A 10,256-nucleotide genomic window follows, 5' to 3' on the forward strand; every position below is an offset into this window, starting at 1 on the left:
ACGTCCGTCCAGCGTCATTTACTGAGAGCCTCGTTCAGGGCAGCACGCACGCGCTTCTCTGAAATGGAATAGGCCGTTCCCAGTTCCTGTGCGAAGAAACTGACCCTCAGTTCCTCGAGCATCCACCGCACCCTGCGCAGCTCTTCTGGGTGCCGTGAGCCTGGACGCAAAGCCGCGACGGCGTCGTCGTACTCGTCTTCAAGCTTTTGCACGGCCGCCATCTGCTGGCCGTCCCGCGCCACGTTGGTTGGCAGCTTTTCCAGCCTCCGCTCGATCGCCGCCAGATAGCGGGGGAGATGGCTCAACTGGGCATAACCCGTGCGGGCGACGAAACCGGGATAGACCAGCTGCTCGAGCTGGCTCTTGATATCGTTCAGGGCGCTGATCAGGGCCAGGCTCGTGCTGGCCTTGAGCGATTTCTGGATCCGCCGGTTGCTGGAGAGGATCTTTTCGACGACGGCGGTCACGGAGAAGACGGTGTCGATCAGTTCCGCACGGACCACCTCATACCGGCGGTCGAACTCTTCCTTGGACCACGGCAGCTCCTGCGGCACCAGCTTATCGACGGCCGCCAGCGTGCAATCATCGATCAACGAGGCGACCGAACCATGCGGGTTCTGGCTGAAGGTGAGTTTCTCGGTGTTATTCAAATGGTCCAGCACGTAGCGCTGCGGGGACGGCACACGAAGCGCCAGCAGCCGGATGACGCCGGACCGCATGGCGGACTCCTGCTCCGCGGCAGTGGGATAGATGCGCCGCGCGACCGTCTGGCCTTCATCCACGAATGCCGGATAACCCGTGACCGTGTGGCCCGCGACCAACCGCTTGACCTCGCGTTCGAGCGTGCCGCCCGTCCACTCGGTCAGCCCTGTCAGTTCCTGGATGCCGCTCGACGCCGGGGCAACCGGCGCCGATGCCGTCTTGGCCTGTTTCGCGGGCTTGGCCGTCTTGGGCGTGGCACCGAGTGAATCGGCGATGGCACGGCGGGTCTGCGGTGCAAGTTCTTCCTGCAGCCGGGCCAGGTCTTTGTCTTCGCCCAGGACTTTTCCGCGTGCGTCCACCACACGGAAACTGACCCGCAGGTGCGGCGGCACTACTTCCCAGTTCCATGAACCGGGCGGGACGATGTGGCCTTTGAGCCGGCGGAGCACCAGCTCCAGCGAGGGTTCCAGCTCGTCTTCTTCCGGAACAAACTCCTCGGCAAGAGCCGCGGCAGCCGTCCGGGCCACATCGGGGGCCGGCACGAAGTTCTTGCGCACATGTTTAGGCAGGGACTTGATCAAGGCGGTGACCAGGTCGGCCCGCAGGCCGGGAATCTGCCAGCGGAAGGGTGCCGGATTGAGCTGGTTCAGGAACAGCACTGGCACTTCCGCCGTGACACCGTCCGAGGGATTGGGTGTCCCGCCGGGCGCCACCGGCGAAAATTCATAGCTCAGCGGCAGCTCGAAAGAGCCTTGACGCCAGATCTTCGGGAAGGCGCCGGGATCGAGCTCTTCGGCTTCTTCGGTCAGGAGCGCATCGGGGTCGAAGTCCAGCAGCGTGGGATTTTCCTGCCGTGCCGCCTTCCACCACTTGTCGAAGTGTCGCTCGGAGACCACGTTCTCGCCGATGCGCTGATCGTAGAACTCGAAAAGCGTTTCATCATCCACACGGAGGCCGCGTCGGCGAGTACGTGTCTCCAGCTCCTCGACCTCTGCCAGCAGGGCGCGGTTGCGGTGGAAGAACTTGTGGTGGGTGCGCCAGTCACCTTCAACTAGGGCATGCCGGATGAAGAGATCCCGGCTGAGCTCGCGGTCGATCCTGCCGTACTGGATGCGCCGCTGCGGGATGATCGGGACACCGTAGAGCGTGACCTTCTCATAGGCCATAACGGAACCCAGGCGACGGGACCAGTGCGGCTCGGAATAGGTCCGCTTGAGCAGCTGCGGGGCGATTTCCTCGGCCCACACCGGATCGAACCGGGCAGCTACGCGGGCCCACAGCCGGGACGTCTCCACCAGTTCGGCCGCCATGACCCAATCGGGTGACTTTTTGAACAGGGCCGAGCCGGGGAAGATTGCGAAGCGGGTGCCACGGGCGCCGGCGTATTCACGTTTGCGCTCCTCGTAGGCGCCGATGTGGCTGAGCAGGCCGGCCAGCAGGCTCTTGTGGATGTCGTCATGCTTGCCAACAGGATCTACTTCGCTGCCGGAAGAGAGCGTGATGCCCAGCGGCTTGGCGAGTTGCCGCAGTTGGGCAAACAGATCCTGCCATTCGCGGATCCGCAGGTAGTTGATGAACTCGGTGCGGCACAGCTTGCGGAACTGGGTGGAGGACAGCTCCTTCTGCTTGTCCTGCACGTAGCGCCACAGGTTCAGGATGCCGGTGAAGTCCGAGTTCTCGTCCACGAAGCGCTTGTGCAGTTCGGCGGCCTGCTGCTGCTTGCTGCCGCTGTCGGCCGAGGGCCGTTCACGCGGATCCTGGATGGTCAGCGCCGCAGCGAGAATCATGACCTCGCGCACGCACCCGCGTTTGCCGGCTTCGACAATCATGCGGCCCAGACGGGGATCCACCGGCAACTGGGCCAGCTGATGCCCGACGGCGGTCAGGCCGGGTTCGCGGCTCGGGTTACGGCCACCGCCGCGGCCGGTGGCTTGCGGTTCGCGCACCGCGTCTGCTGGTTTGCCGGGCTCAGCCAGGGCGCCGAGCTCGCGGAGGAGGTTGACGCCGTCGTTAATCGCCCGGGTCTCCGGCGGCTCGACGAACGGGAAATTCTCGATGTCCTTCGGGCTGCGGGCCACACCCATGGCTGTCATCTGGAGGATGACGGCGGCCAAGTTGGTGCGCAGGATTTCGGGATCGGTGAACTCGCGCCGGGCTTCGAAGTCCTCTTGCGAATACAGCCTGATTGCGATGCCGTCGCTGACTCGGCCGCAGCGGCCGGAGCGCTGGTTGGCGGAGGCCTGGGAGATCCGCTCGATGGGCAAACGCTGGACCTTGGTCCGGTGCGAATACCTCGAGATGCGGGCCGTGCCCGTATCGATGACGTATTTGATCCCCGGTACGGTCAGCGAGGTTTCCGCCACGTTGGTGGCCAGGACGATCCGCCGCTTGCCGCCGGAACCGGGCGAAAAGACCCGGTGCTGTTCGGCCAGGGAGAGTCGGGCATAGAGCGGCAGGATCTCGATTCCGGCCAACCGGCGGTTGGTTTGCACCCGCGCCCGCAGTGCGTCCGCGGCGTCGCGGATTTCCCGCTCCCCGGAGAAGAAGACGAGGATGTCCCCGTGGGCTTCGCCTGCCAGTTCGTCCACCGCGTCGCAGACCGCGTCCATGGGATCGCGGTCCTCTTCCAGTTCATCGTCCGAGTCGATAGTGCCTGCCGGCATGTTGAGCGGGCGGTACCTGATTTCCACGGGGTAGGTGCGGCCCGAAACCTCGATGATCGGAGCCGGCTCATCGTCGCCGAAATGCTTGGCGAAGCGCTCCGGATCAATGGTGGCGGAAGTGATGATGACTTTCAGATCGGGGCGCTGCGGCAGAATACGCTTGAGGTAGCCCAGAATGAAGTCGATGTTGAGGCTGCGCTCATGCGCCTCGTCGATGATGATGGTGCTGTATTTCTTCAGCAGCTTGTCGTGCTGGATTTCGGCGAGCAGAATGCCGTCCGTCATCAGCTTGATCCGGGTGCTGCGGCCAACTTGACCGGTGAAACGGACTTGGAAGCCTACTTCCTCGCCCAGCTTGACGTCGAGTTCCTCCGCGATCCGCTCGGCAACGGTGCGGGCCGCGAGCCGCCGCGGCTGGGTGTGGCCGATCAGGCCCTTCTCCGCGAGCCCCAACTCGAGGCACATTTTGGGGATCTGGGTGGTCTTCCCCGAACCGGTTTCGCCGGCAATGATGGTGACCTGGTTGGCGGCAATGGCCGCCATGATGTCATCCCGCCGTTCCGAAACCGGCAACATCTCGGGATAAGTGATTTTCAGTGTCATGATTGCGCCCAGTTTATCGGTTCCCAGGCATCCACACATCCATGGACAGAACCGGAGCCTTGCTGCCATTTCGATACGGATCGTCCATTCTTAGGACCGCATGAGTGGACTCTTGTCCTAAGCCTGTGCCGAAGATTAGACAATGTGACGCTGTTCACAGGTACTATCGAAGTGGACTTTCCGCAGGGAATGACTGTCCGTGTCCGCAGCCGGGTAATGACGCCGCCGGCAAGCGGCATATTCCGCCGTCAGCAACGTGGTGGAGCGCATGGACGGCTGTGACTTGGGGGAGCGGGCCGGGAGCATCCGGCACGTTTGCGATTTGAAAGGAATCACTGGCATGAAACGGTCAACATACACAACCATGGGCGCCTCGCTGTTCGCCTCGGCGCTGCTGATGACAGCGTGCGGCAACGGCGGCGGCGAGGCCGGATCCGGCGAGAGCGGGCCGGCCGGGGAAATGGTCGAAATCGGCATCACGCAGATTGTTTCCCACCCTTCGCTGGATGCGTCGCGGGAGGGCTTCAAGAAGGCCCTGGCCGAGAACGGCTACACCGAGGGTGAAAATGTCACCTACGACGAGCAGAACGCACAGGGTGACCAGGCTACCGCCACCTCGATTGCCGGAAAGTTCGCCACGGACCAGAAGGATCTTGTCCTCGCGATAGCAACTCCGACTGCCCAGGCGGCCGCGCAGGCCATCCAGGACATCCCCATCCTGATCACCGCCGTCACCGATCCCGTCGAGGCTGGTCTGGTCGAATCGCTCGAAGCGCCCGGCGGCAACATCACCGGGACGAGCGACCTCAATCCCGTCAAGGAACAGCTGGGCCTGCTGAAGGAATTGGTCCCGGACGCTAAGAGTGTGGGCATTGTCTACAGCTCCGGCGAAGTGAACTCGCAGGTCCAGGTGGACCTGGCGAAGAAGGTCGCTGCCGAGATGGGTCTGGAAATCAAGGAAGCTACCGTCAGCAACTCCAGTGAGGTCCAGCAGGCCGCGCAGTCCCTGGATGTCGACGCGTTCTATGTGCCGACGGACAACAACGTTGTCTCTGCTCTGAAGTCGCTTATCGGCGTTGCGGAATCGAAGAAGATTCCGGTAATCGCCTCGGATGCCGCCAGTGTTGAAGGCGGTGCCGTCGCTACCGAGGGCATCAACTACGAGGACCTGGGCTACCAGACGGGCATGATGGCCGTCGAGGTCCTCGAAGGCGCTGACCCGGCGACGATGCCGATCCAGACGGCCTCCGAACTGGAAGTTGTTGTCAACCCCGCAGCCGCTGAGCGCATGGGCGTCGAGATTCCAGCTTCCCTGCTGGAATCCGCCGACCGCGTCATCGAGTAGAACCTGAGGATACCGACACATGATTGTCGCGGTTGAGCTGGGCCTGATCTACGCGATCATGGCTCTGGGGGTCTACCTGACCTTCCGCATTCTGAATTTTCCCGACCTGACGGTTGACGGCAGCTTCACCACCGGGGCTGCCGTCGCCTCGATCATGATTATCAACGGCTTCTCGCCCGTGGTCTCCACCATTGCCGCTTTCGGGGCAGGACTGGTTGCGGGCTGGATTACCGGAATACTGCACACCAAGGGCAAGATCAACGGATTGCTGGCCGGCATTCTGACCATGATCGCCCTGTACTCGATCAATCTGCGCATCATGGGCAGGGCAAACCTGCCCCTGCTGCGCGAAGAAACCCTCATTACGCCCCTGCGCGACGCAGGCCTGCTTGGCACGGCCATGGCCGTGGTGGTCTTCTCGCTGTTTGCCCTGGCGGTCAAGTTCGTCATCGACTGGTTCCTGCACACAGACGTCGGTCTGGCCATGCAGGCTACCGGTGACAACGAAGAAATGATCCGCAGCTTCGGCGTAAGCACGGACCGGATGAAAATCCTGGGTCTTGCGCTTTCCAACGGGCTGGTTGGCCTGTGCGGGGCACTCATTGCCCAGTACCAGGGGTTCGCCGACATCGGCATGGGCATCGGCCTGATTCTGGCTGGTCTTGCATCAGTCATCATCGGGCAGGCGATCTTCGGCTCGAGGCTCATCATCATCGCCTCGCTGGCCGTAGTTCTCGGCTCCGTTTTGTACCGAGTGGTTATCCAGCTTGCCCTCCAGGCGGGTCTGAACCCGAACGATATGAAGCTGATCTCCGCAGTGCTGGTGGTCATCGCTTTGGTGCTGCCACAATGGAAGTTCTTCAAACGGATCGGCGGACTGGCCAACATGAGGAAGTCTTTGACCGGGGTGGGAGCTAAGGGCTGACATGCTGGATATAACTAATGTGCACAAGACCTTTTTTGCCGGCACGGTCAATGAGCGGGTGGCGCTGAAGGAGATCAACCTATCGCTGACGCCGGGCGAGTTCGTCACGGTGATTGGCAGCAACGGCGCCGGGAAATCGACGGTTCTGAACATCACTTCGGGCAAGCTCCGACCGGACACCGGGACGGTCAGGATCGACGGCAATGACGTGACCAAGCTGGCGGACCACCAGCGGGCAAAATTCATTGGCCGGGTCTTCCAGGATCCGATGGCCGGGACCTCCCCGGACATGACCATCGAACAGAACATGTCCATGGCTTATGAGCGCGGTAAGACGCGAGGCCTGGGCCCCGGCGTCACGAAGAAGAAGCGGGAGTTCTTCCAGGAGGAGCTCAAATCCCTGGAGCTGGGCCTGGAAAACCGGCTCAAAGCCAAGGTGGGCCTCCTCTCCGGAGGGCAGCGCCAGGCGCTCTCACTGCTCATGGCCACCTTCAGCAGCCCGAAAATCCTGCTGCTGGATGAGCACACGGCCGCACTGGATCCGCAACGGGCTGACCTCGTGAGCCGTTTGACCGCGGAGGTTGTGGAACGGCATCAGTTGACCACTCTGATGGTCACCCACAACATGGAGCAGGCCCTGCGCCTCGGGAGCCGGCTGATCATGATGCATGAAGGCCGGATCATCCTGGACATTGGCCAGGAACAGAAGCGGAAAACCACCGTCCAGGATCTTTTGCACGAGTTCGAAAAGATCAAGGGCGGCGCCTTGGACGACCGAACCATGCTGCAGTAGATCTGCCGGGACACAGGCTGCGGGCCAGTGTTTGGGCGGAATTGATGAAGGCCGGACGCGTTAGCGTCCGGCCTTCGCCAGTTTTCCCGCCAGTTCCAACGCGCGGTCCTTGAATTCGGCGGGCTGGAGGATTTCGAACTCGAATCCCATCGCGGCCAGCTGCATCAAAGGGTAGTCCAGCGAATCGAAACCCGAACGCAGGACCGTACTGCCGCCGTCGTTAGTTAGCTCCGCTACTTGGGGAGGTATCCGTTCGGCCACCGTTTGAAGCGGCGCGAAAATACGTACGACGACGTCATAACGGTAGGGCGAGCGCGTGATCGAGCGCTGGACATACGTTGCCAGATCCTTTTGCGGCAGCGGCCTGGGTGTGAAGCGCTCCCGGGCCGAAGGAACGCTTTCGAACCGGTCCACACGGAACGTCCGCCAGTCCTGGCGGCCCAGATCCCAGGCCACCAGATACCAGCGGTGTCCGGTATCCACCAGGCCGTACGGCTCGGCCAGCCGCCGGGAGGACTCGCTGTCCGGCTTGGCGTAACGGAAGGCCACCACGCGGCGGTCAGCTATGGCGGCGGAAACGCTGGTCAGCGTCTCCGGGTTTACCACGGTCCGCGGGCTGCTCAACGTGGTGACCGCGTTCTTGAGCATGGTGAATTTGGGGCGGAGTCTCGACGGCAGGACCTGCTCAAGCTTGGTCAGCGCACGTACCGAAGCTTCGGCAACACCGGAAACGGGGCTGGCGGTGACGGCGCTGAGCCCCAGCGCAACGGCCAGGGCTTCGTCATCGTCCAGCAACAGCGGCGGCAGCTGCGCGCCGGCGCCGAGTTGATAACCGCCCGCCACGCCAGGCGATGCGTTGATGGGGTAGCCGAGACTGCGCAGCTTGTCGATGTCCCGCCTGACTGTCCGCTCCGTAACACTCATGCGCGCAGCTAGAGCCGAACCGGTCCATTCGCGGCGCATTTGGAGCAGGGACAGTAGCTGAAGCAACCGTGCCGACGTTTCAAGCATGCACATAATCTACGCCCCATTGCGGACAGCCCCCGTCCTGAATTCTCTGGGCAAACCGGCGGTCGCAGGACATGATGGAGCCAGACAAGCTGCAGCGCCGCCGTGGGCGGAGCTCATCGGGAAAGGGAGCGGGAAATGGTGTTCAACGCTGAATTCGAATTGCTGGACCAGCTTCAGTGGCACTGGGAGAACCAGGCCAGGCCCCGGCTCAAGGGGCTGACCGACGAGGAGTATTTCTGGGAACCGGGGGAGGACTGCTGGAATGTACGCCACCGCGGGACCAGCCATGCGCCGATGGCCGTAGGCTCCGGTGATTACACGATCGACTTCGCCATCCCCGAGCCCTATCCCGCACCGTTCACCACCATTGCATGGCGGCTGGGCCATATCTTGGTCGGAGTGCTGGGATCCAGGAATGCGTCGCACTTCGGGGGGCCGGCGGTCGATTACGAAAGCTTTGACTATCCGGGAACCGCAGACGGTGCGCTGGCGCTGCTGGACGAATTCTATGCCCGCTGGATCGACGGCGTGGGCTCCTTGGGCGAGCCGGGCCTGGAGAAACCGTGCGGGGCGGCAGAAGGGCGGTTTGCGGATCGTTCCATGGGTGCGCTGGTACTGCACATCAACCGCGAAATGATCCATCACCTTGCCGAAGTAGCGCTGCTGCGGGACCTGTTTGCCCACCGGCAGTAGGGCTCTCAGCAGCGCCGCCTTCGAACGGGGAGTAGCCGGCGCTTACCAGCGCATCAGCTGGGAGAACGGGCGGCTGGGCAGTGCGCCGTCGGACCAGTCCTGCAGGGACCGCTCCTCCGGAGTGTGGCCGTGTCCATCGCTGGGGATGATGGCGACCGTGGCAACGATAACGAGGATGAAAGCTAGGGCTAGAAGAAGTTCCATGACTTCATGGTGCGCCTGTGCGGACCAAAAAAAGAGTGGCAGAAACGACCGCTAACGATAAAAAACTGCCATAATGAACTCATGCTCAAAAACGTGGCTGTGCTGGTACTTCCGGGTACCTCGCCGTTCGAATTCGGGGTCGCCTGCGAGGTGTTCGGCATTGACCGTTCCGCGCGTGGAACGGGGGTGCCAGCCTTCGACTTCAAGGTCTGCACACCTACGCCGGGGAAGGTGGACACCAAGACCGGGTTTTCCATCGACGTCGCATTGGGCCTGGAAGCGGCCGAGGACGCGGATCTGCTCATCGTGGCGCCCTATCAATGGGACGCGCCCGTCCCGGAAAAGGTTAAGCAGTCCCTGCGCCGCGCCCATGCGCGCGGAGCGTGGGTGATGTCATTGTGCACAGGTGCTTTTGTGCTGGCCGGAGCCGGATTGCTGGACGGACGCCGCGCCACCACCCACTGGCAGTACTCGCAGCAGCTTGCCCAGCAATACCCGCAGATCCATGTCGACGAGAACGTGCTCTATGTCCAGGATGACCGGATCATCACCAGTGCCGGTACGTCGGCAGGGATCGATGCCTGCCTGCATCTGGTCCGGACGGAGCTCGGCGCCGGTGTGGCGGCAGCAATTGCGCGGGACATGGTAGTGCCGCCGCACCGGGAGGGTGGCCAGGCCCAGTACATTGCGCGACCCTTGTCGCTGGAAGGTTGCAGCACCCTCAAGGACCTCGTGGTCTGGCTCAGCGAGAACCTTGACCGCGAGGTCTCCATCGCGGAACTGTCCCAGCGCGTGCACATGTCGGAACGGACTTTCGCGAGACGGTTTCGCGCCGAGACCGGTGCGACGCCCGCTGCGTGGATCAATGCCCAGCGTGTGTTGCTGGCCCAGGAGCTGCTGGAAACCTCTGACCTGAACATTGACGAGATTGCGCGCGCCACCGGCTTCGGGCAGGCGGTCCTGCTGCGCCATCACTTCGTCAAAGCACTCAACATTTCGCCGGCAACCTACCGCCGGACGTTCCGCGGAAGCTCCGCGGCCATGGCTGTTCACTGACCACGACGGTCGCCAGGCTTGCCTGCACGCCCCGTGTCCTGCCGGAACGGAAAAACCCCGCCTGCTGGTATTCCGGCTTATAGGCAAAAAAGTGTGTATCGAATCGGCTTGCTTCCCTGTGTTGGTGCAGTAAAACGGGGTTCGTTATGCCTTAGCACCAGTACTTGTGAATGGTGCTTGCAATTCCTCCCGTTGTCAGGTCTGTGGAGACGTACTGGTCAAGAACGGCAGGACCTCTGCCGGGAAGCAGCGCTGGCGCTG

9 protein-coding genes are annotated in these 10,256 nt (G+C 62.6%); 6 read left to right on the forward strand and 3 right to left on the reverse strand.

Annotated elements, in window-relative coordinates:
- Positions 1-14: 14 nt before the first annotated feature.
- Positions 15-3,968, reverse strand: a complete 3,954-nt coding sequence (gene hrpA / locus AC5RWO_RS10845; RefSeq protein WP_498731373.1) for an ATP-dependent RNA helicase HrpA — start codon at positions 3,966-3,968, stop codon at positions 15-17.
- A 340-nt stretch (positions 3,969-4,308) separates the two neighbouring features.
- On the opposite strand from hrpA, the gene AC5RWO_RS10850 reads away from it, so the two are divergent.
- From AC5RWO_RS10850 to AC5RWO_RS10860, 3 genes are read left to right on the forward strand one after another with little or no spacing between them, the layout of a single operon-like run.
- The gene (locus AC5RWO_RS10850) at positions 4,309-5,313 is read left to right on the forward strand and encodes an ABC transporter substrate-binding protein (RefSeq protein ID WP_498731374.1); all 1,005 of its coding nucleotides are present in this window, start codon (positions 4,309-4,311) and stop codon (positions 5,311-5,313) included.
- A 19-nt stretch (positions 5,314-5,332) separates the two neighbouring features.
- Positions 5,333-6,238, forward strand: coding sequence for an ABC transporter permease (locus AC5RWO_RS10855; protein ID WP_498731375.1), 906 nt, complete (start codon positions 5,333-5,335; stop codon positions 6,236-6,238).
- Position 6,239: 1 nt separating this feature from the next.
- Positions 6,240-7,031, forward strand: a complete 792-nt coding sequence (locus tag AC5RWO_RS10860; protein WP_169994276.1) for an ABC transporter ATP-binding protein — start codon at positions 6,240-6,242, stop codon at positions 7,029-7,031.
- A gap of 60 nt (positions 7,032-7,091) precedes the next feature.
- Here the strand turns inward: AC5RWO_RS10860 and AC5RWO_RS10865 are convergent, their stop codons facing one another.
- Entirely contained in the window at positions 7,092-8,042 is a 951-nt protein-coding gene (locus AC5RWO_RS10865) for a helix-turn-helix transcriptional regulator (RefSeq protein ID WP_498731376.1), read from the reverse strand.
- Positions 8,043-8,177: 135 nt separating this feature from the next.
- On the opposite strand from AC5RWO_RS10865, the gene AC5RWO_RS10870 reads away from it, so the two are divergent.
- A complete protein-coding gene (locus AC5RWO_RS10870) occupies positions 8,178-8,735 on the forward strand; it encodes a DinB family protein (RefSeq protein ID WP_498731377.1) in 558 nt (185 codons plus the stop codon).
- A 42-nt stretch (positions 8,736-8,777) separates the two neighbouring features.
- Here AC5RWO_RS10870 and AC5RWO_RS10875 read toward each other — a convergent pair whose 3' ends face one another.
- Positions 8,778-8,939 carry a hypothetical protein gene (locus AC5RWO_RS10875; RefSeq protein WP_171059325.1) on the reverse strand — a complete coding sequence of 54 codons (162 nt, stop codon included), beginning with the start codon at positions 8,937-8,939 and terminating at the stop codon, positions 8,778-8,780.
- Positions 8,940-9,020: 81 nt separating this feature from the next.
- Between AC5RWO_RS10875 and AC5RWO_RS10880 the strand changes: the two genes are divergently transcribed.
- Together AC5RWO_RS10880 and AC5RWO_RS10885 are read left to right on the forward strand one after the other, a co-directional pair.
- Positions 9,021-9,995, forward strand: coding sequence for a GlxA family transcriptional regulator (locus AC5RWO_RS10880; RefSeq protein WP_139004870.1), 975 nt, complete (start codon positions 9,021-9,023; stop codon positions 9,993-9,995).
- A gap of 166 nt (positions 9,996-10,161) precedes the next feature.
- The coding region (locus AC5RWO_RS10885; RefSeq protein ID WP_498731395.1) for a transposase-like zinc-binding domain-containing protein at positions 10,162-10,256 on the forward strand (95 nt) is incomplete at its 3' end.

It is taken from the genome of Arthrobacter sp. B055-34 (assembly GCF_059090425.1).

Excerpts from the sequence above, each read along its gene's own strand:
- hrpA (WP_498731373.1), bottom strand. The coding sequence starts at position 3,968 with ATGACACTGAAAATCACTTATCCCGAGATGTTGCCGGTTTCGGAACGG.
- AC5RWO_RS10850 (WP_498731374.1), top strand. The coding sequence starts at position 4,309 with ATGAAACGGTCAACATACACAACCATGGGCGCCTCGCTGTTCGCCTCG.
- AC5RWO_RS10855 (WP_498731375.1), top strand. The coding sequence starts at position 5,333 with ATGATTGTCGCGGTTGAGCTGGGCCTGATCTACGCGATCATGGCTCTG.
- AC5RWO_RS10860 (WP_169994276.1), top strand. The coding sequence starts at position 6,240 with ATGCTGGATATAACTAATGTGCACAAGACCTTTTTTGCCGGCACGGTC.
- AC5RWO_RS10865 (WP_498731376.1), bottom strand. The coding sequence starts at position 8,042 with ATGCTTGAAACGTCGGCACGGTTGCTTCAGCTACTGTCCCTGCTCCAA.
- AC5RWO_RS10870 (WP_498731377.1), top strand. The coding sequence starts at position 8,178 with ATGGTGTTCAACGCTGAATTCGAATTGCTGGACCAGCTTCAGTGGCAC.
- AC5RWO_RS10875 (WP_171059325.1), bottom strand. The coding sequence starts at position 8,939 with ATGGAACTTCTTCTAGCCCTAGCTTTCATCCTCGTTATCGTTGCCACG.
- AC5RWO_RS10880 (WP_139004870.1), top strand. The coding sequence starts at position 9,021 with ATGCTCAAAAACGTGGCTGTGCTGGTACTTCCGGGTACCTCGCCGTTC.